Origin of the sequence: Collinsella aerofaciens, from assembly GCF_028209395.1 — a bacterium.
Classification (GTDB): Bacteria; Actinomycetota; Coriobacteriia; order Coriobacteriales; family Coriobacteriaceae; genus Collinsella; species Collinsella aerofaciens_AZ.
Window position 1 is genome coordinate 1 of the sequence record NZ_JAQLDQ010000019.1, and the last position, 25,435, is coordinate 25,435.

The following is a 25,435-nucleotide window of genomic DNA, read 5'->3' on the forward strand; positions in this document are numbered from 1 at the left end:
GAATCCGGCGCATCCGCGTTGGCGCGATTGGCGAAAATACGTTGGTGAAAATGGTGAAAAATATATTGACGCTAACATCGTCGCCCTCGAGCAGCCCCGCCGTCTCGGCCTCGAGGGCCCCGGCCTCGTCGAGGGCCTCCGATATCCGGGCGGCAAGGAACCTGACCTGCCTGTTCTCGGCCTCGACGAGCGCCGGCGGCGGCGCGGTCGAGGTGGCCGCGGCCTCCCCGGCGGCCTCGGCCTGCGGCCCCTCGGCCCCCGAGCGGGCGATCCCCCACGCCCCGCCGAACCCGGCGAGCAGCTCCAGCCACCGGCGGTCCGACAGGTCGACCGCGGCCTCGAGGGCCGGGCAGGACTCGAGCAGCACCGCGCGCAGGCGGTTCTTGTCCCTGGTCGCGCAGGCCACGACGTGGTCGCGCTGGGAGGAGAGGGCGCGGGCGGCCTCGAGGGCCTCGCCGCGGCCCGGGACCCCCGACAGGGAGTCCGGCACGCCCAGGGCGGTCCGCGCGATCACCTCGGCGTCGCGCTCGTCGGTCTTGGCCTCGCCGGCGAACAGCCCGGCGGCGCGGCTGGCGGCGAGGCCGGGCAGGTAGGCGACCGCCAGCCCCGCGGCGCGGGCGCGCCGCACGGCGAGGGACCCTATGTTGCGGAACTGGTCGACGACGACGAGCGTGCCGGCGGGCGCGGAGGAGAACAGCGCGTCGAGAGCGCCCTCCCGGTTGCGGACGGGGGCGCTGGCCAGCACCTCCCCGCCGCGGTCGATCAGGCAGGCCCAGTGGGAGGACTTGCCGACGTCCAGGCCGAGCACGGCCGCGGGTCTGGTCGATGGCGCTTTCACGGTGGTATCCTTCCGGTAGTCGTTCGACCGGATGGCCTCCCCCTCGGCACTCACATTACCAGCCGCGGCGCCTGCCCGGCACTTTCCTATCAGCCGTCGGGGGCGGCGCGTCCCGCGCCGGCAACACCCAACGGGCCCTCTCGGGGGCAGGGACGTTCGGCCGTGCGCGGGCGCCCGGTCGGCGGCCCGTTCTGGGCGCGCCTCAATCGTAGCCCGAGACGGGCCCGGGCTGACAATTTCGACTGTAATGGACGTTCTTAAACGACTAGTCAAACAACAAGAACGTCCCCAACAACTACTTATAAACGGCAGACTATCCACTCTCATTCTGCGAGCACTCATTTAAGTCTGTCCCCAATGAGTGCCCTGGAGCAGGACAACTCCGCAGGTAGAGGACGGACAGCGAGCGCCGTCCAGAGCGTACAAGTTGGCATGAAAAAGGCAGGGCATTGACCTTCTGGTCATGCCTTGCCTTTTGAATGACAAATTGTCGCTCTGGGCGGCGCGCAGCGTCGAGCCGTTACGCGGGTTGGTAAACCCGCGTAACTAAACACGCTCCGCGATCTCGTGGATCAGATAGTCGGTCTTTTCCCAGCCCAGGCACGGGTCGGTGATCGACTTGCCAAAGACGCCGCCGTCGACCGGCTGGTTGCCATCCTCCAGGTAGGACTCGATCATAAAGCCCTTGACCAGTTTGGAGATGGATTCGTTGCGGCGACAGCTGTCGAGCACTTCCTTGCAGATGCGATACTGCTCCAGCGGGCGCTTGCCCGAGTTGTCATGGTTGCAGTCGATAACCGCCGCCGGGTTGGCGTAGCCGGCGTGCTCGGTATAGCGCTCGGCAAGGCGCTCCAGGTGCTCGTAGTGGTAATTGGGGTAAGTGCGACCGTCGAGACCGATGTAGCCGCGCATGACGGCGTGCGCGAGCGGGTTGCCGTCGCACTCGACCTCCCAGTTGCGGAAGATAAAGCTCTGGTGCGCCTGGGCGGCGTAGATGGAGTTGAGCATGACGGTAGTGGAACCGGCTGTAGGATTTTTCATGCCCACCGGCACCGAAATGCCGCTCGACACCAGACGGTGCTCCTGGTTCTCGACCGAACGCGCACCCACGGCGACGTAGCTCAACAGGTCGACGAGGTACTGGTAGTTGGACGGGTAGAGCATCTCGTCGGCAGTGAAGAAGCCAGTCTCCTCGATGACGCGCAAGTGCATGTGGCGAATGGCCTTAACGCCTTCGAGCAGATCGTCGGGCGCCTCGGGATCGGGGTTGTGCAGCAGGCCCTTGTAACCGGTGCCCTTGGTGCGCGGCTTGTTGGTGTAGACGCGCGGGATGATGATGAGCTTGTCCTTGACCTCCTCGGCGGTTTTGGCCAGGCGGTTCATGTACTCGAGGACCGAGTCCTCGCGGTCGGCAGAGCACGGTCCGATGATGAGCACCTTGCGCGCGTCCTCGCCGGTAAAGACCTTGGCGACCTCGGCGTCGAATGCCTGCTTCTTAGCAGTAAGCTCAGCGGACAGCGGCATTTCCTCGCGGATCTCCATGGGGATCGGCAGCCTGCGTTTAAATTCCATGGCCATGCGGGGCCTCCTCAATCAAAGAAGTCTAAGCTTGAATCGTCGAATGCTCGGCATTATCCGCTGTCGCACGCTAAAGTGCAAGCACGACCAACCAAAAAGGGAATGGATAACGCGCGGGTCGCTTACCACGAGAGTGGATAATCTCCCGTTTTTGGCCTAGGATCGCGCTGAAAGTGGGAGATTATCCACTCTCGTCGAGCAAGCGTCCGAAAATCCTCGCTCGTGGCCCCTTTTCCTCCGTCCCCGAGGGAACGGGACTCGTCTGCCGAATGATTGATGCGGCGACGGCGCGCCCATGTCACACTCAGAGGTGGCCTGACCCACCTTGGAAGGAGCCTCCATGAGCCTTGACAACGTAACCCTGCGCGCCGCCACGCTCGACGACCTGGCTGGCATCGCCGCCATCTACAACCAGCTGTGGTGCAACACGCTGCGCAACCGCGGTGACGTCGAAGCTGCCGATTTCTGCGCGCGCTTTAACATCACCATGCAGCTACAGCGCTCACCTATCGCGCTTGTCGCCGAGGCCGAGGGCCGCATTATCGCCGCCTGCTGCATCGGCATCTTCGAGGACGGCAAGCCGCGTACCAATCCCACGTGGGTGCCCTGCTACGACGAGATGTTCGCCCAGGCAACCGAGATGGCAAAGACCGCCGACGCCAAGCTCGAGGGCTCGCTCTTTGGCGACAGCCGCGAGAAGGCCACGGCCGACCGCTTTGCCGCCACGGGCAATGAGTATGCCCAGGGCTCATCATCATCGTGCCCGAGTGGCAGGGCAAAGGGCTCGGCCGCGCGCTCATCGACCTTGCCCGCGCCGAGCTCGCCCGGGCAGGCTGCACCAAGTTCTTCCTGATGAGCGACTGCAACTCTGACTGGCAGTTCTACGAGCACCTCAACATGAAGCGCATCCTAGAAGATCACAGCCAAGACACCGGCGACGGCTTTATCGTCTACATGTACGGAGGCGACACGCAGGATTAGCCTGTGTGCCGCCTCATGGGCTTTCTCCAAGACAGCCCAAACCGGTCAGCCATACCAAATAGAGACCTGCCAAAAAGGGACAGGTTTATTTTGGCAGGTTTTATCTGGGAAAACACCAAGGCCGCCGCGAGGGAACTACTTTCCCTCGCGGCGGCCTTCTAACAGCAAAAACCAAGTGAGTAGATTTTTTGCAGGAATCCGAGCACACGCCAAATCGCCACAGCGCTGACCTGCAGTTTTACCGAGCATTTGTCGCGATGTGCTCGGTAAATCCAAAAAAGTCTACTCACTTGCATCTGAGGCGCACCGGATCGGCAAAAAACCGCCGCGAAAGGGATCCGGACCCTTCGCGGCAGTTGTTAATACGCCGAACTTGTTATCGCAAAAGCCAATCACGCGCCGAGACCACGCTACAGTCTTTCGACTCATACGTTGAATCCACGCGGGCCACAACATAGCGAGCATCTTTTGCAATGTCGATCTCATCGCATACAGCCTGTAAATGGCGGGCGTACTTATCGTGATACGTTCTGGATGATTTTATTTCGATAGCCTTGGGACTCCCTGAGTTTGTGCAGTCGAGCAAATCGATTTCTCGCTTGCCGTCGTCCCTATAGAAATACAACTCGGGATTCTCGCCCACGTTGAGATGGCTCTTCGCCGTTTCGGAAACGATGAGGTTTTCGAAAACTGCCCCCAGATAAGGGCTCTCCAAAAGTTGCTCCAGTGATCCAATTTTGAGCAAGTAGCAGAGCAGCCCCGTGTCGTAAAAATAAAGCTTGGGCGTTTTAGTCAAACGTTTCCTGGCATTTGCATAATAAGGCTGCAGTGAAAACGTCAGGTAGCTCTGCTCCAGGATAGACAACCAGCTTTTAATGGTCGATACGTTCACACCCGTATCTCGAGAAAGCGAAGATATATTAATGAGAGCACCGGCGCTCTGGGCAATTATGGACAGTAACTTATGAAACTCCGCTTTATTGCGCACGTCAAGCAAGCCCACAACATCGCGCTCAACATAGGTATCAATATAGCTGGGGAAATAAACCGAGGACGGCATTCCGGCGGAACGCAGGCGAGGGTATCCCCCTTCGAGCGCAAACAAATCCACTTCCAACTGCCCCTGCTGGCCCCTCTCCGCTTCTCGAAACGAAAATGGCAGCAATTTTAAGATCCCGACTCGCCCGGCAAGAGACTGGCCGATGCTTTTCATCATCAAAAAGTTTTGCGATCCCGTAAGGATGTATTGACCGGCATCTCCCCGCTCATCCGAAACAACCTGGATCATCGAGAACAAATCCGGGGCGTATTGCGCCTCATCGATGATGAGTCCGCCCTTTCGGTTGCGGATAAAACTCACCGGATCCTCCAAGGCCGCGCGCCTCGTTTGGGGGTCCTCAAGCGTGACATAGGAATAGTCGGGAAAGGCATGCCTAACCAGCGTAGACTTTCCGCTCTGCCTAGGCCCCGTCAACGACACAACAGGAAACCAACCCGCCATGCGAATGAGCAACTCATGCAAATCCCTGTTAATGTACTCGGCCATATCAACGCCCCTTATAACGCTGTTACCATAATCGTATAGTATCATTTGCCATAATCTCGCAGTAGCGTTTTCCATAATCTTGTAGTAGTGTTTTCCACAATCTTATAGTAGCCCAGTTCAAAAACGTTATTTATAGAGCCGAAATCTCAGACCCTAAATAACAATAGCCACCACAATGGGAACTGTCCCCATTGCGGTGGCTTGCAGGCGAGTTGACTTATTCGACTATCGCGGGCCGGCCGTGTCCGAGTCTAGAGCGTGGCAAGTCGCTTGGATTCGCGGACGGCGAGGGCGATGGAGATAAGACCAGTGATGGCGTCAGCCGCCACCAAGGCAAACCAGACACCCTGAACGCCCATCATGTTGCCAAGCAGGTACATAAGCGGCACGGAGCAGATCACGTAGCGGAGCAGACCGGTGAACGTGGCGATACCCACCTTCTCAACCGCCTGGAAGTACATCGACATGGTCATGGCAAGATAGCCCAGGGCCACGGCCAGGATAACGATGCGCGTGGCGTTGGCGGCAACCTCGACGAGCGCCGGGTCGCTACCAGCAAAAAAGGCGCAGACCGGCGTTGCGGCCACCCATAGCACAGCAGACACCGCAGCAAGCGTCACGACCTGGTACTTAAGCGTGCAGGAGAGCGTTTCCTTGAGGCGCGCCCACGCCTTGGCGCCGGCGTTGAAGGCGGCAATGGGCTGCAGGCCGTACGAGAAGCACTGGGCGACCATCATGGTAATGTAGAGGATGTAGCCGTTGATCACACCAAAGGCCGCGATGTAGAGCGAACCCATGTCGCCGCCGAGCTGGCCAAGCAACGAGTTGGCAACGGTGTTGAAGATGAACGTGGCAGCTTGCACCAAAAAGAACGGGAAACCAATCTTAATGATCTGGCCGCAGATGGCCATGTCGAGTTTGAGGTCGGCGGCGTTGATCTGGAGCTGCGACTTCTTACCGCCGATGAACCAGAAGATACCGATGGCCCAGATACCGATGGAAAGACCGTAGTACACGCCAGCTCCCATAACGCCAAGCTTGAGCACAAACGTGGAAAGCGCAAGCCAGCAGATAGCGACGATGGCAGACACGGTCATGAGGTTGGCCTGGATCTGAACCTTCTCGTCCACACGCATGACGGCGGTGACCATCTGACCAATGACCGTGAGCGGCAGCAGCACGGAGAAGGTGCGCACGCCGGCAACGGTATCGGTCATGATGTCGGGCGTGGCGCCGAAGAATGCGCAGATGGGCTCGGTAAACACAGCCATCACCACAGCAAGCAGCACACTCACAATCGTGGTAAGCCAAAAACCCTGGCTAAACGCCTTGCTGGCGCCCTTAATGTCGCCGGCACCCAAAAGGTTGCCCACCACGGCGGGCACGCCGGTGCCAAACAGGTTGCCAAAGGCCAGGTTAATGTACTCGACCGACATGATGATCGAAACACAGGCCAGGCCGTGTGCACCCAGGCCCCAACCCATCACGAGGCCCTCAAGGACCACCATGATAATCTGGGCGAGCATACCCTGGCCGGTGATGATGGTGTACTTGCGCACCAGGCCGGGAATCGGCTGCGAGGCAAGCTCACGCTCCTCCTCAACAGCGGCGGTTGTCTCTTCTGCCATTGTTCTCCCCTTTCCATGAGAGATTGATGAATGGATGGATGAATGGATGGGCGGCACGCACAGGCTGTGGCACCGCCCAGCGATGCAGCAGCCCCGCTAGGCCTCGTAGACCACCTTGCCGGCAATCATCGTGAGAGACGCCGTGGCCTCGAGGACCTCAGCCGGTTCGCAGTCAAAGAGGTTGCGGTCGAGCACACAGATATCAGCCTGTTTGCCGCATGCGAGCGTACCGATGCGATCCTCGGCATGCATGGCGTAGGCGCTGCCGTAGGTGTAGGCGCGCAGGGCCTCGGCCATGGTAATGCGCTCCTGGGGGAACCAGCCCTCGGGGTTGGAGCCGTCCTCGAGCATGCGGAAGACCGCGCCGTACACCTCCTCCATGGGCTCCAAGCCCACAACGGGGAAGTCGCTGCCCAAGTGCACCACGGCACCGCTGGCAAGCAGGCTGTGCAGGGGCCACGAAAGCGCTGCACGCTCGGGGCCCACGGCATCGTCCTTGGCAAGGTCAGCCATATCGAGCAGCATGTGCCACGGTTGCATGCCGGGGCATATACCAAGCTCCGCGTAGCGCGGCAGATCCTCGGGCTGAACCGTCTCGTTGTGCTCCATGGAGTGGCGGCAACCCCGCTTACCATGCAAGCGCTCGCCCTCCTCAAAGCAATCAAGCACAAAACGCACCGAGCGATCGCCGATCGTATGGACGCGCGTGTCAACGCCCCATTCCTGCGCCCTGACAATGGCGGCACGGATGCGCTCTGGATCCTCCGCGGGCTCACCGCAGGTATCGGGCGCATTGCTATAGGGTTCAAGCATCCAAGCGGTGTGGTCGGAGCACACGCCATCAAGAAACTGCTTAAAGCCGTGCCACTCGACCTGCGTACCCGAGAAGGCGTATTTCTCCTTGATCTGCTCGAGCGTTAAGGACTCGTTTTCGAACAGATCGGTGTACAGGAACACGCGCAGTGGCAAGTCGCCCTTGGCATTAAGACCTGCCAACACCGCATACGGGTTTTCCATGCTCACAAACGTAGGATTGACCATGCCGACCGTAGTGATTCCCAGGGCATTGGCGCGCCGGGCGGTTTTTGCAAACGACGCGTCAACAACCTCGGGCGCTGGGTCGTAGACCTCGTCCATAAAGAAGACGCCGGCGTTGTTGGAAAACACGCCCGTCAGATTGCCCTCGGCATCCTTAAGGATCTTGCCGCCTGCGGGATCGGGCGTCTGCGAAGTTACTCCCACCTTGTTGATGGCGCAGGTATTGGCACTAAAGGTATGCAGGTCAACCTGCTGCAGAAAGACCGGGCGGTCCGAGATGTACTCATCGATCATCGCGGCTGTGGGCATCTCGGGGACATCCCACTGGAACTGGATAATCTGGCAGCCCAGAATCCACTCGTTATCGGGATGGTCGGCCGCAAACGCCACGACACGTTCCATCGCCATCTCAAAACTGGTGCAGTCGATGAGGTTGACGGCAAAATCGGGGTCGGTCATAAACGCGCCCTGGGCAAAATGCGTGTGTGAGTCGATCAGGCCGGGCATGACGAGCTGGTCGCCAAAGTCGCGCACCTCGGTATCGGGACCGATAAACGGTGCCAGGTGAGCATCGTCACCGCAGGCAACAATCTTATCACCGCGCACGGCAACGCCGCCCTTAAACGGCTCGAGCCCATCGCCGGTAAAGACGGCGTTGCTCTTGATAACTACATCAGCCTTGTCCATGTGAGCCTCCTCAGGCATCTTTGGTTGCAACGCGGACGCACCGCCCGCGTGGGCACTCGGTTGGGAGCGTAGCGCTCCCGCATCGGCGCGTGCCTACAAGCCGTGCTCGGACGTCTGTCCCACGTCCGCGGCTTCGCGCTACACCCATTGATACACAGGGGCAAATCCGTGCCAAGGCCAGGGATCGCAAACGGTCAGTTTAAGCAGGTTTACACGCTTTACCTGCAGGTTTATTGTCTGAGATTATTACCGCGTCATTACGCCCAACGGCGTGCCCGCCCACACGGCAAGACCCGCATGCAAGGAAGAATAGGACTAGGAACGCCAAAAGGCATCTATGAGGTCATCTCGGTTGGAGACACCGCTTTTAACGTAGATGCGATGCAAGTGCGCCTTGACAGTGCCAGGGCTGATGACCAACTCGCTGGCGATGTTTTGGGCGTCGTTGCCCTTCAGCACCAGCGTGAGCACCTCCTGCTCGCGCCGCGACAGCTTACGGGCATCGGCATAGATCACAACGCGTGATGCTAGATCGTCCCCAGAGCGTGCGCTCTCGGCCGCCACGTCCTCATCGGCACGCGGATGACGGGCATACACGCGCAGGATATGGCTAAACTGGCAAAAGAGTTGGACCGCGCATGCCACGAGCAGCACGTTTTCGGAGATATTGCGCTCGGACAGATACCACAAAAAGAGGCTGATGACGGGGTTTTGAGAGTCGGGGCGGCAGAGCAAAATCATGTAGGTGTCCTCGGCGATTACGCAAAACGCAAGAACGAGTGCCACCTTCCAAAAGAGCTTTGAGCGGTCGAGGTCGAGTTTCTCAACACGCGTGGCCCTGTGCCGGTAATGCCAGGCGGCATAGGCAAGACATCCTACATTGCCCAGGTCACGCGTGAGCCAAAAGAGATACTGCTGCATCTCTCCGGCAGCACCGCTGCGAGGCACCAGCACCAATTGCAAGATTGAAAACGGCACGATAACAAGTCCGAGCATGCGCGACGTCGGCCTTTTGCGCAAGCGCGCAAACATCCACAGCACAATGCAAGCATAGATGGCAATACCGAGCACGCAGCGCAGCAAGGGGTGCTGCAGCGGCTCGCTAAAGGTAACGGCGTAGTCATATTTGAGCCGAGTGTACTCGTCAAAAAAGATGACCGACATATCGAGCATGTAGAGCAAAAAGCCCGCCGCGGCCACTAGGCTGTCGCGACGGTGCGTCATGAGCCAAACCACCAATGCCACGGTACTGGTCACCAGAGCCACACCCATGATAATCGTGGTGTAGATATAGAACGCGAAACTCATGCCCGCCTCCCCTGTCTAGATGCTGTGAGGATGTTGACAGATTCTTTGCCGCAAGATTAGACTCACCGATTAAACGTACTGTATCGTTTAGATAAACAAGCTGTGTCTCACCGATGAAAGGAGATGCCATGGCACCGATCGCTCCGCTCAAGATGCTCGTCGCGCCCGCCGCCAAGGCCATCACCCGACTCGGTTCTTCCATGACCTACGACGATGTCCCCTGCGCCGTTGAGGCGCGTTCGGACAGCTGCCCCTACCTGGGCCACGTCCCCTACTTTGCACCCAAGCTCGTTTCCGATCCCGAGCAGCGTGAGCAGTAATCCAAGATGCATCTAGCACCGCACAACTCGCGGCGCTACTGTTTTGGTGCAAAGCGACCTGTCCCCCTTGCGCCAACGCCGGGATTGTCGATGCTGCGACCGCGGCGCGATATGAGGCGCGAAACCTCGCCCAGCAACACGCCGATCACCACACCCATGAGGATCGGCAACTTTGACATCTCGGCGGGCGAGCTGTTAAGCGGCACGATTGTCGCAACAATCGAAAGCACGAGCTCTACCACCGGCACCGCAAGCGCTACCGCAAGCACCTTGCCCTCGAAGGGCGCGCGGAACACACGTGGGCGGTCGTCGTATTTACGCAGGCGCCAAAACGCCGGGAACATCGGGATATAGCTCATGAGCAGAAAGACGACGTTCATCGAGAAGAAGACCCAAAAGACGTCGGAACCCTCACCCAGCGGAATCTGGAGCAGCAGCACCAGACTGGCAAAACAGCCGTTAATGAGCGCCGAGCCGTTGGGCATGCCGGTCTTTTTGGACACCAACGCAAAGGGACGCGGCATGTTGCCATGGCGCGCGGCATAGCTCGCTACGTTGTTGACGCCAAAGCTCCAGCAGATCATATTGGCGAACAGCGTCACCAAAAAGGCCACGCCCACGACCATCGTCAGCGGGTGGGTGCGCCCCACCATAGCGGCGACTGCGTCCACAATGCCCGAATCGAGTGAAAGCTGCTCGGTGGGAACCGCGGCTCCAATGCCAATGCCACAGATGATGTAGATCGCCGCAATGGCCACGCCACCGGCAATAACCGCCTTGGGGATATCACGCGACGGGTTCTTCATCGTGCTGGCAAAGGTCGCGACCACTTCGAAGCCCATAAAGTTGAACAGGATAATCGATAGGTACGTCAACGAATTGGTGTCGCCCAGATCTGGAATGAAGGTCTTAAACGACATGTCGTTGGCAAAGCCGTTATTGCAGGCAAACCAAATGCCGACGATTCCCACCACAGCGGTAATGAGCACCTTGATGACGGCGCCGCCGTCCATGACCCAATCTGCCTCGGCCACCGGCTGCATTGCCATGACCGTGACGCCCCACACAAAGACAATCTCGATGGCGATTCGGATCCCGAGTGAAAACTCGATACCCCACACCGCATTAATGACACTGGGGAACATGCAGGCGATACTTGCCACCCACAGCGGAAAGTTAACCCAGTAGCACCAAGAGCAACGGGCACCCCAACGGTCGCCCAGACCCAAGCGAACCCAATCGTACAGGCCGCCCTCGGAATCAAACGCCGTACCCAGCTCGGCCACCACCAGACCATAGGGAAGCAAAAACGTAATGATAAGGAAGATCCACCAGAAGAACTGCACGTTGCCCATGGCAGATGCCGGAGCCGCCGCCTCGATGGTAAACACAACGCAGATAACCGAAAGGATGACCTCGATCAGGGAGAACTTTTTACCTGCCATGGTGCGCTCCCCCTACAGCAAAAAGGATGGCATCTGTACCGAAGGCGCAGCCCAAGGTAGGGTTGCAGGCCGCGTCACCGGTACAGGTGCCATCCCAAAGAGAGGAGAGGATGCGGTTGTTGGACCAACGCTCGCGGAACAGACGCGTGTAGATAACGATACGCTGGTACATAGATACTCCGATCAAAACGGCCGCGTTCACGACCGATAACTTTCGGCAATTGAAGACGCGTCTGACCTGGGAAATTCAAGCGAACAATTGGCCTAACCCGCAAAAAATCCCAGGCCAGACACGTACTCAATCAAGGAAAAGGGCACTCCGAAGTGGAGGCAACGGAGTGCCCAAAGAAAAACCCAACCGACCAAGACATCGAATAAACCGACCATCAATGCCCCGAGATGGTCCGATTCACCGACCGTCCGATTGATCGGCTGGGTTCCCGAAGCATCACGGCTCGGAAAGTCAGACGTTTACTCGGCGTGCTCAGGTGCGCCAGATTGGCGCGAACGAGGAGCGTAGCGTACTGACGCTACGTAAGCGACGAGTGAACGCCAAGGTGGCGTGCCTGAGTTACGCCGAGGGCTCCTGCTGGGTAATGCAGTGGATGTTGCCGCCGCCGAAGACGACCTGCTCGGACTGAACGCCGACGCACTTGTAGACGCCCTCGCCCCAGACCTCGTCATAGATCTTCTGGAGCGTGTCAACGGCCAGCTGGTCGTTCTCGTCGCCGTACTGCGGGACGATAACGCCGTGGTTGGTGACCAGGTAGTTCATGTAGGAGGCGATCAGCGGCTCGTCGGGAACGCGCGGCTCGGCGTTCTCGTCGGCGTCGATGGTGTCGCAGGAAGCCTGGTCCATGAACAGCGGGTTCACGGGCATGCAGAGCTTGTAGACCTTCATCTTGCGGCCCTTGGCGTCAACGGCGTTGGAGAGGGTCTCGTAGGCAGCGTGGCACTGCTCGTAGAACGGATACTCGGGATCGTCGGTCCAGATGCAGGCCATGACGCCCGGAGCGATGAACGTGGCAACGTCGTCGATATGACCGTTGGTCTCCTCGGGGTCGATGCCCTCCTTGACCCAGATGACCTTCTCGACGCCCAGGTAATCCTTGAGGTGCTCGTCCATATAGGCGCGAAGCTCCTCGCTCCAGGGCTCAAACTTCTTGTGGAACTTGGGCCAGATGGACTCGGGATCCTCTTCCTCCTCCAGAACCGCAGAGCAGGTGCGGCCCGGGGAAAGCAGGCACTGGTCGGTCACGACAAGGGTGCCCTCGCCGTCGACGGTGATGGAGCCGCCCTCGAGAATCATGTCATCGGGACGATAGCGACGGCAGCCGGAGAGCTCAGCCATCTTAAGGGCGATCTGCTCGTCCTTGTCCCACGGGAAATAGAGGCCATCGACGAGACCGCCATAGGCGTTGAAGTGCCAGTGGTTGGCACGCTTCTCGCCCTTGCCGTTGATGACGTAGGTGGCGGCAGTGTCGCGGAACCAAGCGTCGTCGGTGGTCATCTCGATAACGGTGACGTTCTCGTCGTTCTCGAAGACGGCCTTGCAGTTGGCATAGTCGACCTGGTTGGCGCACATATAGACCGGGGTGAACTCGGAGATGGCGCGGGCGATGGCGGCATACTGCTTCTGAGCAGGCTTGGCGCCGTGGGCCCAGGTGTCGGTGCGGTGGGGCCAGCCCATCCACACGCGATCCTGCGGGGCGAACTCGGCGGGCATAAAGAAGCCGTCGGCCTTGGGGGTGGACTCGGACTCGGTGATCGTACGCATAAGATATCCTCCAAATCGAACGATCGTTTGCCGCGGGCGGATTACCCGCAGCCTAAAACCAAGAGATAGTGGGCGCCCGTCCCCCGGCAAAGGTCGGGGCGCCCGGTGCCGGTTTTCACGGAGCCGCACCGACGAGCGGCAACGTAACCAAGTGCGTGGAGACAAACGCACGAAGGATACGAGAGAGAGGTTGGGGCGGGCGGTGGTTACCGGAGCTATCGCTCGCACCCGCCCCAGGAAATAGTGAGCAAATTTGTCGCTTTGGGCACGCCCTCGAAGAGGCTAGAGTGCCTGGAGTCGGGAGCGACAAGCCCGACGAAGCGCACGTTGGTACGCGAGGAGGGTTGGAGCCCCAGAACCGGGTGCTCTAGTTCTCCTCGGCCTCGGCGGCCTCCTCAGCGAGACGCTGAGCTGCCAGCTCGGGAGTGAGGCCCTTGTACTCGGTCTCGCGGCCCTTAGCGCTGACGACGCGGACAACCTCGCCGATGAGCAGAAGCACGATGAAGATAACGATCATCGGGAGCTTGTCGCCAATTTCAGCGGCAGAGAACGGCACCAGCGTTGCAACGATGGCCAGGATCAGCTCGATGCAAGGGATGGCCAGCATGACCTTCATCATGGCACCCTTAAACGGGAACGTGAAGATGCGCTCGCGGTCGGGGTCGTTCTTGCGAAGGTTGAGGAACGCCGGGAACATCGGGATGTAGGTCAGCAGCAGGAAGACGACGGAGGTGCCGAAGAGCATCCAGAAGACGCCGTTGGAGATGGCATCGATGGGAACGAGCTGCAGGCACAGCACCAGGGAGGCAACGACGGCGTTGACCAGGTTGGCACCGTTGGGCATGTCGTCATCAGAGATCATCGAGGCGAAGACCTTGGGCATGTTGCCGTGCTCGGCAGCGTAGCGAGCAACGGAGTTAACGCCGAAGGACCAAGCAGCCATGTTGGCGAACAGGGTGATCAGGAAGGCAATGCAGATGACCTTAAAGATCATGGAGTCGCCCACCATGGTCTGGACTGCATAAATCATGCCGTAGTCGGGGTCGATGGAATCGGCCGGCACAGCAGCGCCGATGCCAAAGCCAGCGAACAGGTAGATCACGGCGATGGACAGGCCACCGACGATGATAGCCTTGGGAATATCGCGAGCGGGATCGGCCATGTCATCGGTCATGGTGCAGATGACCTCGAAGCCCATGAAGTTAAAGATGATGATCGACAGGTAACCGAGAGCGTTGGTGTTGGTGAGCTCGGGCAGGAAGGTGGCAGCGGACATGTCGTTCGCAAAACCGTTCTCCATGGCATACCAAATGCCCAAAGCGCCAACGATAACGGCGACGGCGACCTTGATGATGGCGCCACCGTTAAGGACCCACTCGGAGTCGGCCGCCTTGGAGCGGCCCATGAGGTAGACGATCCACACAAAGGCAAGATCGATACCCATCTTGGCGATCAAGTTGAACTCAACGCCAAAGACCATGCCCAAAATGTCGGGGAACATGGTAGCCAGCGAGGCAATCCACAGCGGGTAGTTGACCCAGTAGTAATACGAGATGCGGGCGCCCCATTTGTCGCCCAGGCCATCGCGTACCCAGTCGTAAATGCCGCCCTCGCCGTCATAGGTGGTGCCGAGCTCGGCAACAACCATGCCATAAGGAAGCAGGAAGGTCAGGATCAGGAAGATCCACCAGAAGAACTGCTGGTTGCCAATGGCAGCAGCAGGAGCGGCGGCCTCGCAAACGAAGACGACGCAGATGATGGTCGAAATGACCGTCAAAAAGGAAAGCTTTTTCTTTCCGTCGCTCATGATGAGCTCCTTCGCTCAGTCTTGGACAGATCCGAGGCCCAAGGTACTAAGGCAATTGCCTGAGCCTCGGTGAGCGGGCGACAGGAGACGAGCATCCGCCGCCCGCAAACGTGCGTTTAGCAGGCTTAAGGCTTAGAGCTGCTCGAGAGCCTCGAGAGCGGCGTGAAGCTCGGCCTTGGCGGAGTACTCGACACCCTCGTCGTTGAGCGGGGTGCGCTTGCCCAGGGCAGCGAGGAGAGCACGGATGGAGTGCTTGCGGTTCTCGGCCTCGACCCAGCACAGGGAGCGCTCGGGATCGTCCATAACCTCGTCGACGACTTCCTCGTTGCGAGTGGCCGGCAGGCAGTGCATGAACTTGGAGTTGGGGCCGGCGAAGTTCATCATGTCCATGGTGACCTGATACTTGGGGTAGAACACGTCCATGTAGTTCTCGCCCGAGACCTCCTCGTCGTACAGGCCATACCACACGTCGGTGTAGATGAAGTCGGCGCCCTTGATGCACTCGATGTCGTCGGAGATGACGACGGAGCCGCCGGAGACCTTGCAGTTCTCCTCGGCGATGGCCATCATCTGCTTGCCGAACTCGGCGCGCTCCTCAACGGTGCCAACGTGCAGGCCGCCGTCGGGGATCTGGTGGCCCTTGGGTCCAAACTGGACAAACTTCATGCCGACCTTGGAGGCGATGAACATGAGGGAGACGCAGACCTGGGTGGCGTCGCCGATGAAGGCCAGGGTGCAGTCCTCGATCTTCTTGCCCTCGGGGAGGTTCTCGAGCATGGTCATGAGGTCGCCCATCTCCTGCGTGGGATGGTTGAACTCGGACATGCCATTGATGACGGGCACAGCGGAGCCCTCGGCGAGGCCGACGACGTCCTTGTGACGGTCAACGCGAGCCATCATGATGTCGAGCAGCGAGCCCATAACGCGAGCGGTGTCGCCCAGGGACTCGTGACCGCCGAGCTGGATGGTGCCAGGGCCATAGAACTGAGCATGGCCGCCGAGGTCGGTCATAGCGGTCTCGAAGGAAAGACGGGTGCGGGTGGAAACCTGCTGGAAGATCATGCCAAGGCTCTGGTTGCGGAGCAGGTGCGGATAATAACCGTCAACCTTGATGGCCTTCTTCATTGCCAGGCCAAGATCCTCGATAGCCAGGATCTGCTCTTTGGTGAAGTCGTTGGTGTCGATGAAATCCTTAGGCAGCGCCATGTCGATTCCTTTCCGCCGGTCGTGCCGACTATTGCTATGAGGCGCTCGAACATCACGCCTCGTGTTGACAAGACCATCATTCACCCGTATGCAATTTTTACCTAGTTTATTCGGGATTAAAGACCGTTCACGGAGTTACACCCCCTCTAAACCAATATAAACCCGCAGGTAGCCAGCTTGCAGGGGGTTTACTATCTAGAACCGCGAACGGTATACGGCTATGCTGTATCTCGGCGCCTAATCCGCAATGGAACGAAGGGTTGAGACGTCTATATCCCACAAGGTATACAGGGCTCGGCCATAGATGAAATGAGATGGGACGGTGGCAGATGAACACCCTGATGTTCTTCTATACCCTAGCGATACTCGTGATCTGTATTGTGACGGCAGTGCTTTCGCTTGCCGCCTATGCCTCGTCTCGTCGACGCTTCTTTATCTATGGCAGCGGCGTTTTTATTTGCTATGCCATCGAGATGACCGAGATCTTCTTTTTTGAATACACGTTGCAAAACCAGAGTTTTCCAGCCAGCGACTATTACTCAATTACCATGCCTGTGTTGCGGACCCTTGTGGCGACCGCTTCACAAGCTTTTATCTGGCTCATTGCCATGGACTTGCTCGACAAACATTCAAAAAAGCAGTTTGTTATTCCCGTCGCAACGTTCTTCCTGAGCGAGCTGCTGGTCATTGTCGCTGTCCCCTACGGCCCCATGCATCAATGGCTCTACTACACGATGCGTCAGGTATTCCTTGTATTTGTGGGACTGTATATCTTTTGGACGGCGCATAAAAGCACGCAGGTCGAGCTTAAGGCGCGCGTCAACAATCAACGAAAGCACCTCATTATCGGCGCCATTCTGGTCGGGTGCATCGTTGCCGAGGATTTCTACAACATCCTTGTTGTTCCCATGAGCCTGATACCCTCTTGGCTGCAGCTGTACCTGTCCGAGCGCAACTTTAGCGAGAACAACTTTGCGTGCTACTTTGCGATTCTGCTGATCATCTATGCCTATCACGTGCCTTCGATTCGCATGCAGGAGGCGCCCGAGGAAAAGAACGTCAGCGATCTTGATCGACACATCGAAGAGCAGATGCCCTTCTATCGCAACGCCTACAAGCTCTCCAACCGCGAAACCGAAGTCATGCGTCTGGTTGTGTTGGGCAAATCGAACCAAGAGATCGCTGACGAGCTCTTCCTTGCCGTGGGCACCGTCAAGACCCATATCCACAACATCCTGGTCAAAACTGAGCAGCAAAACCGCACGACGCTCATCCTCCACTTTTGGAAACGATAACCTACCAAAAAGGGACAGGTTTATTTTGGCAGGTTTTATCTGGGCAAATGCCAAAACCGCCGCGAGGGAGCTACTTTCCCTCGCGGCGGTTTTCTAGCAGTAAAACCAAGTGAGTAGGCTTTTGGCGGGATGCCGAGCACGCCCCAAAACACCACCGCCCTGACCTGCGGTTTTATTGAGCGTTTGGCGCGGTGTGCTCGACAAGTCCAAAAAAGTCTACTCACTTGCATCTGAGAGGCATCCGATAGACAAAAAACCGCCGCGAAAAGGGTCCGGACCCCGTTCGCGGCGGCTGTTCGCGTTGGTTTTGCGACGGTTTTGCCCGCTTGTTACTCGCTGTAGCGGGTGGCGATGGCAGCTTGTACCATGCCGGCGCTCATGAGGTACGTCACCAGGAAGTAGCCACCATAGGCTGCCAGGAAGATCGCACAGGTGAGGCCCACGGTGCCGCCGATGCTCATATTTCCGAATATGCTCACCAGCTCGATGATCACCTTAAGTGCCACAAAGGAGTGCGCTAGGCCCACTGCCAGCGGGAACAGGAAGAATACCGCTTGCTGCGCCATCACCGAATGGCGAATCTGGCGGTCGTCGCAGCCGATCTGTGCCAGCACACGATAGCTGCGGCTGCCATCGGCCACGTTGGAGAGTTGCTGGATCGACAGAATCGCCGCGCATGCAACGACCAATACAAAGCCGATGTAGATGGCTAGGTAGCTAATAAGACCGTTCATTTGCGCTGCTTGCGTGTACATCTCGGAGCGTGTGATGAAGGTTCCCCACGACCCCGGCTTCTTGCCGTCAACGAGCAGATCGTCGAGCAGAGTGTATTTAATGCTCTCGTCTGCCTCGGTCGTATCCATCCCCTGTTTGTAGTTAACGAGCAGGCTACTGGAATACGGCTGCAGATTAAGTTGGGACAACAGCTCGTCGGCAACGACGACGGTACCCGGATTACTGCCCATCGCCGAGTTGGCGATGGCCGCCGTATCTTCGTCCGACTTATCGGTTGCGGGCTTGAGCGTATGCCCGCCCAAGGTAAGGGCATGGCCACCAGCCATATACTTGGTGTACAGGTCGACCAGCTCGCCGCCCATATCACACGTGAGCAGATACTGGTCGTGACCGATGTGCACCGGCTCCTCACCCATCATCTGACGCAGTTTGTTGTACTGGCTCGCCGGCGTCACAAACAGACCCATCGTATCGGCATTGCTACCCCCGAACGCCTTGGGAAGCTTTTCGCCCATGATCTTGCACATCTCACTTGGGGTCACCGAAGGATTCGAACCGCCAAACGGGTAACTCAGATACGAATCGATCTGCACATGCTCACCGGCAACATCGGCGATATTGACCTTCTTGCCGGTCTCGTCGTTGTTGCCCGCCGACTTGCCCTTACGATCGCCGTGCCATGGATCGCCGTGCCATGCGGAGTACAAATCGACCGTACTATCGGCCAGCACCATGCGATCGGCTTCAGACGGATTGATGTACTCTTTGTAGTAGTCGAGCGTATCGGGCGTGTAATAGACATACGTCTGTGACACGTCAACAGGGTTATAGCGCTCCAGGTTTTCGTTCATCACATTGGCAATCGACATACCGCACGTCACCGAGGTGATGGCCAAAAACAGGAGCATCGCGATGACGCCCATCGAAAAGCACACCGTGTTGACCTTGGCCGCAAGCTGGCGCACGGTAAACATGTTGAGGCCGCGCCAATACACGCCGCGCAGGCTCTGCAGCAGCTTGATGAGCATGCCCGAGAGTCCCCAGAACAGGGCAAAGGTGCCCACGGTAACCATAGCGGTCGTAATGCCAAACTGGTTCATGGCCTCTTGCAGCTTGCTGTCCGTCGCGGTTAGCGGGAACCCATCACGTAGCAGACGGTAATAGGCCACGCCCACAAGCACCACGCCCACGGCAAAGATGGCAATCGCAATCCAGGGGTTGCGCGTCTTGATACTCTCGTTGCGACGCTCGGCACCCATAAGCTCGATGAGTTTGGTACGACGCACGGCGCGAAGGTTCAGCAGTAACGTGAGTACGAACATCACGAGCATGCAGACAAGGGTCAGGTTGAACGCATGCACCGAGAAAAAGAAGTGGAAATTGGCGATCTGTGTCTTAAAAAGCGAGGCCGTAAAGAACGTCATGAGCTGGGAGAGTCCCACACCCAGCACAATGCCGGCGACAAAGGCCACGACCGAGACAATCACCGTCTCGAGCGCCATGATCGTGGCGACGCGTCCGCGCCCCATGCCGAGCACCTGATACAGGCCAAACTCCTTCTTGCGGCGTTTCATGATGAAGTTATTGGCATACACCATCAAAAAGGCCATGACACCGGCCAAAAAGTACGTCAGGTCGCCGAGCATGCTGCCCATAACCTGCGCCAAGCCCTCTTCATCGATTCCGGCGATGTCGACCTGCATCGAGATGGTGTTAAAGGCATAGAAGACCGTGACGCCCAGGGTGAGCGTCAAAAGGTAGACGAGGTAGTCGCGGCCGGCGCGGCGGACGTTGCCCCAAGCGAGTTTACAGAGCATCGGAGCCCTCACCGCCCATCATGGCAACGACCTCCATAATGCGGTCGAAGAACTCTCGGCGGTCGGTGTCGCCGCGGCGCAGCTCGGTGAAGATCTTGCCGTCGCGGATAAACAGCACACGGCTCGTGTAGCTGGCGGCAAAGCTGTCGTGCGTGACCATGAGCACGGTGGCGCGCAGGCGGCGGTTGAGGGCCTCTAGGCTCTCGAGCAACAGGCGGGCGCTTTTGGAGTCGAGGGCGCCGGTAGGCTCGTCGGCCATGATCATGGTGGGGTCGGTGACGAGCGCGCGAGCCGCGGCAACGCGCTGCTGCTGGCCGCCGGACATCTGGTAGGGATACTTGTCGAGCACCTGACTGATGGACAGGCGCGCTGCCACATCCTGCACGCGGGTCGAGATCTCTGCCGAGTTTGTGCGGGCAATGGTGAGCGGCAGGGCGATGTTCTCGCGTGCCGTGAGCGTATCGAGCAGGTTGGAGTCCTGGAAGATAAAGCCGAGCTCCTCGCGGCGAAACTGCGAGAGCTTGGCCTGCTTCATGCGCGTCACGTCCTGCCCGTTGATGCGGATCGTGCCGCTCGTGGCGCTATCGATGGTCGACACGCAGTTGAGCAACGTCGACTTGCCCGAGCCCGAAGCGCCCATGATGCCCACGAACTCACCGCGGTTGACGGTAAAGCTGACGTCGTTGAGCGCGCGGGTCACGTTGCCCAGCGCCCCATATACCTTTTCGAGATGCGCGACCTCCAGTACCGGGGTCGCCATGTGCGTGGTTTGCATACCGAGTCCTTTCTTGCGATTAGTCTACGGCATCTATAGTCGCAAGAAGACGAGTCGGCTACCATCGATATGGCTTACGCTTGCCTTACCGTTGTGTAAGGTACGGGTAGCCGCCCTGTTATGTGTTGATGTTGAGGGAGGACTCCTGTTGAAGACTGTTCATGTTGCCGCTGGGATCATTCGCAAGGAAGGATCTGACGAGCTGCTTGCCGTGCAGCGCGGCTATGGCGACATGCAGGGACTTTGGGAGTTTCCCGGTGGCAAGTTCATGCGCGGCGAGACGCCCGAGGACGCCGTACGCCGCGAGCTCATGGAAGAGCTGCAGGTAAAAGTCACCAACCTGCGCGATTTTTACACCGTTGAGTACGACTACCCCGATTTCCATCTCTCCATGGAGTGCTACTACTGCTCGCTGGCCAAAGAGTCTGGCGAGCCCCAGAAGCATGACCGTCAGCTTGATATCCGCTGGATTCCGCGCACCTCGCTTGCCACCGTTGAGTGGATGCCCGCCGACAAAGGGCTTATCGATGCTCTGATTGAGTTGAAGGAAGATCGGCTTGAGGCCAACGGCACTGCCAACAACGCCGAGGCCACCGCGACCGACGAGCCCGCCACCAAACCCAAGCGCGCACCTAAGCGCCGCAGCAAGAAGCGTCCCAAGCCCGGCCTGCTCGACGGCATCGATACCTCGGACCTCTCCGCTGACGAGCGCGAACTGGTCCGCCGTCGCGCCGCCATCAAAAAGTCCATGAAGGGCAACAAGCGTGCGAACACCAAACCCGAGCTGCTCGTACGACAACGCCTACGGGCCGCGGGCCTTACGGGTTATCGCTTGGAATGGAAGGTTCCCGGCAAGCCCGACATCGCCTTTCCCGGGCGCAAGATCGCCATCTTCGTCAACGGCTGCTTTTGGCATCGCTGCCCTAAGTGCAATCCGAGCCAGCCCAAGCGCAATGTTGAGTTTTGGGAGGCAAAGTTCCGCCGCAACGTCGAGCGCGACCGCGCTGCCGTGGCAGCACTCACTCAAATGGGCTGGACACCCATAACCATCTGGGAATGCGAGCTCAAAAAAGACTGCATCGACGCCACCATGGAAAAGGTCATCGAGCAGGTGCGTGCCGCGGCACCGCAACGCTAACAGCGAGCATTCACACGCTCCGCATGTCCGCGCCACGTCTACGCCACAAACCTTAGAAAGCCCTTAAGCTCAAAACCTTTCAAGAGTGTTACTCAATAGCCTTGACCTGCGGTTTCATCGTAACACCAAACCAGGTTAAGCCTTTCTTTAGCGCTTCTTTGAACGGTCCGCTGCATAATATTGCCAACGCACGGGGCCTAGCAGCATGCCCCGAGCGCAACCTTTTGGTGGACATCGAGGAGGCCGCATAAGCATGCATTCTTCCAATGCCGTAACACGGCAGCCATCCCTAAAACATGCAGACCTTTTCTCCTTCCCCCCGACACAGAGAAACGGCCTCCTCGACTCCCCCACCACAAAAGCCAAACGCTCGACCAACCAGAGGCACAACTTGCGAGCATCGTTCGAAAAGCTCCAAGCATCCCTAGACAAGGCGTTCCCCGAACAGGCATGAGCAATCTAAGCCCATCGCGCTTTATACTGATGCCATGCGAAACATGGATCACATAGAATTGCACCGCGGAGGACGCGAGGAAGCGTTCCCCGAGACCGTCGAAGACTGGCCCTATATTGCCGAACGCGCAGAATTCGCTCGCTATCCGGACAATTCCGTCCCCTGGCACTGGCATTCCGAGGTTGAGCTTTTCTACATGGAGCAGGGAGCGATTGACTATCGAACGCGCGCGGCTCATGAGCACGTACGCTTTGAGGAAGGGTCCGCCGGCTTTATCAACGGCGGCGTTTTGCACAGCACGCTGCAATCAGCCAATTCGGCACCAGCCATTCAAATGTTGCATATCTTTCAGCCGTCGATGCTCGGCGATCCCGCGGGACGCCTTCAAAAGCGCTATATCAATCCCTTGCTGCAATGTCGAGGCGTCGATGTGCTCAAATGGTCGCCCACCAACCCCGACGATATGCCCTTTATCGATTTGCTGAAGAGCTCCTTTAGCCACGACCTTCAACGGCCGCAGAACGAGATGGCGCTTCGAAATAACTTGTCAGAGCTCTGGATTCAGATTTACGCCAAGGCCGAACCGCTCTTTTCCTCCGACGGCGCCTCTTGGATGACCGGCCGCGACGTACAGTTCAAGGCAATCCTGGACTTTATCCGCGCAAACTATGCAGCCGCTATAGATGTGCCCCAGATGGCATCTGCAGCCGGCGTAAGCGAAAGAGAGTGTTACCGCATTATCGAAACTTGTGCAGGAACGACCCCGGCGGCATATCTGCGCGCATACCGCGTAAACCGTGCTTGCGAACTTTTGGCACACACTACGCGAACGGTCCAGACAGTCGCGCGCCAATGCGGCTTTGCGACAGCAAGCCATCTTGGCCAGGTATTTAAAGAACAAATGGGATGCACTCCTTCGAGCTATCGAGGAGCGAGGCAGAATCTCGATAGTACTAGGCAGAAATCCCGCTAGCCCTTCTTCTGTCACCGCATCAAACTTGCAGGCAAACAACAGAGAGGAGCAATCATATGAAGCACTTTGACCATATCGTATTTGACGTTGATGGGACATTGGCAGATACAGAAGAAAGCGTTCTATCATCGCTTGTCCAGATTGTCCAAGAAGAGACCGGCAAAACGCTCCCCCGACACGAGCTTGACTTTGCCCTCGGCATACCCGGCAAGGATGCCCTTGAGAAACTTGGAATCTACTCGCAGGCAACGTTGGATCGCTGGTGCCAAGTTGCCGCCAGCTTTAAAAGCACCATCAGCGTGTTTCCAGGTTTGCTTGAAGTCATCGCAACACTCGCCGATAGCGGCTGCAAACTTGGCATCGTCTCCTCACGTGCGCGCGACGAATACGCAAAAGAAATTGCACCCCTTGGTTTCAATAAGTATTTTGAGCACATCATCCTTGTCGAAGACACAACCGAACATAAACCCGCACCCGCACCCATGCTCGAATATCTCCGGCGTACGGGCGCGAATCCTGGCAACGTCGTCTACGTTGGCGACACCGTCTACGACGAACAATGCGCAACTTCGGCAGGGGTCAGTTTTGCCAGAGCGGCATGGGGATCACACCAAGACATCCCAAACGCCACCTACAACCTCAAAACCCCCAACGACCTGCTACCCCTAACAACCAAGTAACCCCCGCGCCCCACCCTTTCAGCCCCAACGCCACAAGGGCGACGACCTCGAGTAGGTCAACCTGGGAGGGACGAGGGCTTAGTTCCCCAATCTTTCCGCAGGGGGCAAAAAGCCTCGCCGCACGAAGTGCGCAGCGAGGCTTTTTGCATGCCCGAGGACGATTGGGGAACTAAACCCTCGTCCCTCCCCGGGATATGTAGCGAGTCGGAGTACCCTTGCTGTTACTCTGCTTTGCCCACAGAGTTGAGGTTGGTCATGCGGATCTTAACCAGCTCGGTGATCTCACGCATGCCCTCCTTGGCCGGCTTCTTGGGGTCGAAGCAGGCGGGGTTCTCGGCCATGTAGGCCATGAAGCCCTTGGTGTAGGCCTGACGCAGCTCGGTGGCGTAGTTAACCTTGCAGATGCCATTCTTCACAGCCTCGGCAACCTGCTCATCGGGCACACCGGAGGTGCCGTGCAGGACCAGCGGCACGTCGACGGCGTCGCGGATGGCCTTGACCACGGACTGCTCGATGTGCGGATCGCTCGTGTACACACCGTGGCTGGTGCCAACGCCAATTGCGAGGGAGGTGCAGCCGGTACGCTCGACGAACTCCTTGGCCTCGGCCGGATCGGTGTAGGGGCTCTCGCCCTCAACCGCGGGACCGTCGTCCTCCTTGCCGCCAACCTTGCCGAGCTCGGCCTCGACAGGCACGCCCATGGCGCGGCCAGCATCGGCGACGGACTTGGTCAGAGCGATGTTGTCCTCGAAGGACTCGTGCGAACCGTCGATCATGACAGAGGTATAGCCAGTGCGGAAAGCCTGCATGCAGCGGTTATAGCCATCGCCGTGATCGAGGTGCAGAGCGACGGGCACGGAAGCGCGCTCGGCAGCAGCCTTGACCATGCCGTAGAAGTAGTCCAGACCAGCGGTCTTGATGGTGCCCGGGGTGGTCTGCATGATGACGGGGGACTTGGTCTCCTCGGCAGCGGCCAGAACGGCCATAACAAACTCGAGGTTCTCGACGTTGAACGCGCCGACGGCGTAGTGACCGGCCTGAGCGTCCTTGAGCATCTTTTCGGTGGTAACAAGTGCCATGAGCGTTTGCTCCTCTCCCTCGCCCGCATCTGGACATCGGGCGTAGTTGTTCACAAGGCGTTTTACCTTGCGTTTTACTGCGCTCATTGTATGAAATTCAGCGGCTTTGCACGCGCGAGATATTGAGCCCATGCAGGTCAATACAGTCGTTTTTGAAAAGTAAACGGAAGGAATTGGAGCCGAGCGGACATGTTCGATATTGAATTTTGGGCGTTCAGCGTCTTTCTTTTATAGAAAAGATAAGTAATCGAAAGGTGTTTTCTTACTCAAAAAGAAAATGAACGAAAATAGAGTCAACACAATTCCTGCAAATTTGGCCGAGAATGGAGC

Annotated in this window: 21 protein-coding genes; 7 read left to right on the forward strand and 14 right to left on the reverse strand. The window is 58.3% G+C overall.

Annotated features, from left to right (window positions below):
• Together PMW67_RS07505 and PMW67_RS07510 are read right to left on the reverse strand one after the other, a co-directional pair.
• Positions 1–838: IS110 family transposase (locus tag PMW67_RS07505; protein WP_271739337.1), on the reverse strand; the 838-nt coding region annotated here is incomplete at its 3' end.
• 546 nt (positions 839–1,384) lie between these two features.
• Positions 1,385–2,416 carry a 3-deoxy-7-phosphoheptulonate synthase gene (locus PMW67_RS07510; protein ID WP_117635771.1) on the reverse strand — a complete coding sequence of 344 codons (1,032 nt, stop codon included), beginning with the start codon at positions 2,414–2,416 and terminating at the stop codon, positions 1,385–1,387.
• Between the two features lie 340 nt (positions 2,417–2,756).
• Between PMW67_RS07510 and PMW67_RS07515 the strand changes: the two genes are divergently transcribed.
• Together PMW67_RS07515 and PMW67_RS07520 are read left to right on the forward strand one after the other, a co-directional pair.
• Positions 2,757–3,269, forward strand: coding sequence for a GNAT family N-acetyltransferase (locus PMW67_RS07515; protein ID WP_117840477.1), 513 nt, complete (start codon positions 2,757–2,759; stop codon positions 3,267–3,269).
• Positions 3,176–3,397, forward strand: coding sequence for a GNAT family N-acetyltransferase (locus PMW67_RS07520; protein ID WP_158558647.1), 222 nt, complete (start codon positions 3,176–3,178; stop codon positions 3,395–3,397). The genes PMW67_RS07515 and PMW67_RS07520 overlap by 94 nt, the downstream gene beginning before the upstream one ends.
• Before the next feature lie 376 nt (positions 3,398–3,773).
• On the opposite strand, the gene PMW67_RS07525 is transcribed toward PMW67_RS07520, so the two are convergent.
• The 4 genes from PMW67_RS07525 to PMW67_RS07540 all read right to left on the reverse strand — a co-directional run bounded on the left by PMW67_RS07525 (position 3,774) and on the right by PMW67_RS07540 (position 9,604).
• A complete protein-coding gene (locus PMW67_RS07525) occupies positions 3,774–4,943 on the reverse strand; it encodes an ATP-binding protein (RefSeq protein WP_197032249.1) in 1,170 nt (389 codons plus the stop codon).
• Between the two features lie 251 nt (positions 4,944–5,194).
• A complete protein-coding gene (locus PMW67_RS07530; protein WP_117774348.1) occupies positions 5,195–6,571 on the reverse strand; it encodes an MATE family efflux transporter in 1,377 nt (458 codons plus the stop codon).
• A 96-nt stretch (positions 6,572–6,667) separates the two neighbouring features.
• Positions 6,668–8,296: an amidohydrolase gene (locus PMW67_RS07535; RefSeq protein WP_158550994.1), complete on the reverse strand. Its 1,629-nt coding sequence runs from the start codon at positions 8,294–8,296 to the stop codon at positions 6,668–6,670.
• Positions 8,297–8,611: 315 nt separating this feature from the next.
• Positions 8,612–9,604: a helix-turn-helix domain-containing protein gene (locus PMW67_RS07540; RefSeq protein ID WP_271739340.1), complete on the reverse strand. Its 993-nt coding sequence runs from the start codon at positions 9,602–9,604 to the stop codon at positions 8,612–8,614.
• A gap of 128 nt (positions 9,605–9,732) precedes the next feature.
• Here PMW67_RS07540 and PMW67_RS07545 point away from each other — a divergent pair, with 128 nt between their 5' ends.
• Positions 9,733–9,924, forward strand: a complete 192-nt coding sequence (locus PMW67_RS07545) for a hypothetical protein (RefSeq protein WP_271739341.1) — start codon at positions 9,733–9,735, stop codon at positions 9,922–9,924.
• Positions 9,925–9,959: 35 nt separating this feature from the next.
• Here PMW67_RS07545 and PMW67_RS07550 read toward each other — a convergent pair whose 3' ends face one another.
• The 5 genes from PMW67_RS07550 to ptcA form a co-directional block, all read right to left on the reverse strand.
• Positions 9,960–11,369, reverse strand: coding sequence for an APC family permease (locus tag PMW67_RS07550; protein WP_271739342.1), 1,410 nt, complete (start codon positions 11,367–11,369; stop codon positions 9,960–9,962).
• On the reverse strand, positions 11,359–11,541 hold the full coding sequence (locus PMW67_RS07555; RefSeq protein ID WP_271739343.1) for a hypothetical protein: 183 nt from the start codon (positions 11,539–11,541) through the stop codon (positions 11,359–11,361). Before PMW67_RS07555 ends, PMW67_RS07550 begins: the two co-directional genes overlap by 11 nt.
• 399 nt (positions 11,542–11,940) lie before the next feature.
• Complete coding sequence (locus PMW67_RS07560; RefSeq protein WP_117635777.1) at positions 11,941–13,146, reverse strand: agmatine deiminase family protein; 1,206 nt, start codon at positions 13,144–13,146, stop codon at positions 11,941–11,943.
• A gap of 367 nt (positions 13,147–13,513) precedes the next feature.
• Positions 13,514–14,953, reverse strand: a complete 1,440-nt coding sequence (locus PMW67_RS07565) for an APC family permease (protein ID WP_117774343.1) — start codon at positions 14,951–14,953, stop codon at positions 13,514–13,516.
• Between the two features lie 132 nt (positions 14,954–15,085).
• Positions 15,086–16,159: a putrescine carbamoyltransferase gene (gene ptcA / locus PMW67_RS07570; protein WP_117736104.1), complete on the reverse strand. Its 1,074-nt coding sequence runs from the start codon at positions 16,157–16,159 to the stop codon at positions 15,086–15,088.
• A gap of 329 nt (positions 16,160–16,488) precedes the next feature.
• Between ptcA and PMW67_RS07575 the strand changes: the two genes are divergently transcribed.
• Complete coding sequence (locus PMW67_RS07575; protein WP_271739344.1) at positions 16,489–17,454, forward strand: response regulator transcription factor; 966 nt, start codon at positions 16,489–16,491, stop codon at positions 17,452–17,454.
• Positions 17,455–17,783: 329 nt separating this feature from the next.
• Here PMW67_RS07575 and PMW67_RS07580 read toward each other — a convergent pair whose 3' ends face one another.
• A complete protein-coding gene (locus tag PMW67_RS07580; RefSeq protein ID WP_271739345.1) occupies positions 17,784–20,006 on the reverse strand; it encodes an ABC transporter permease in 2,223 nt (740 codons plus the stop codon).
• Positions 19,996–20,781, reverse strand: a complete 786-nt coding sequence (locus tag PMW67_RS07585; protein WP_006234847.1) for an ABC transporter ATP-binding protein — start codon at positions 20,779–20,781, stop codon at positions 19,996–19,998. Before PMW67_RS07585 ends, PMW67_RS07580 begins: the two co-directional genes overlap by 11 nt.
• Positions 20,782–20,929: 148 nt before the next feature.
• On the opposite strand from PMW67_RS07585, the gene vsr reads away from it, so the two are divergent.
• From vsr to PMW67_RS07600, 3 genes are all read left to right on the forward strand, one after another.
• Positions 20,930–21,919, forward strand: a complete 990-nt coding sequence (gene vsr / locus PMW67_RS07590; protein ID WP_271739347.1) for a DNA mismatch endonuclease Vsr — start codon at positions 20,930–20,932, stop codon at positions 21,917–21,919.
• Positions 21,920–22,416: 497 nt separating this feature from the next.
• Complete coding sequence (locus tag PMW67_RS07595) at positions 22,417–23,346, forward strand: AraC family transcriptional regulator (RefSeq protein ID WP_271739349.1); 930 nt, start codon at positions 22,417–22,419, stop codon at positions 23,344–23,346.
• 56 nt (positions 23,347–23,402) lie between these two features.
• Positions 23,403–24,026, forward strand: a complete 624-nt coding sequence (locus PMW67_RS07600) for an HAD family hydrolase (protein ID WP_271739350.1) — start codon at positions 23,403–23,405, stop codon at positions 24,024–24,026.
• A gap of 221 nt (positions 24,027–24,247) precedes the next feature.
• Here the strand turns inward: PMW67_RS07600 and PMW67_RS07605 are convergent, their stop codons facing one another.
• Positions 24,248–25,105 (reverse strand): class II fructose-bisphosphate aldolase, encoded by an 858-nt coding sequence (locus PMW67_RS07605; protein WP_271739351.1) that lies wholly within the window; start codon positions 25,103–25,105, stop codon positions 24,248–24,250.
• Between the last annotated feature and the right edge of the window lie 330 nt (positions 25,106–25,435).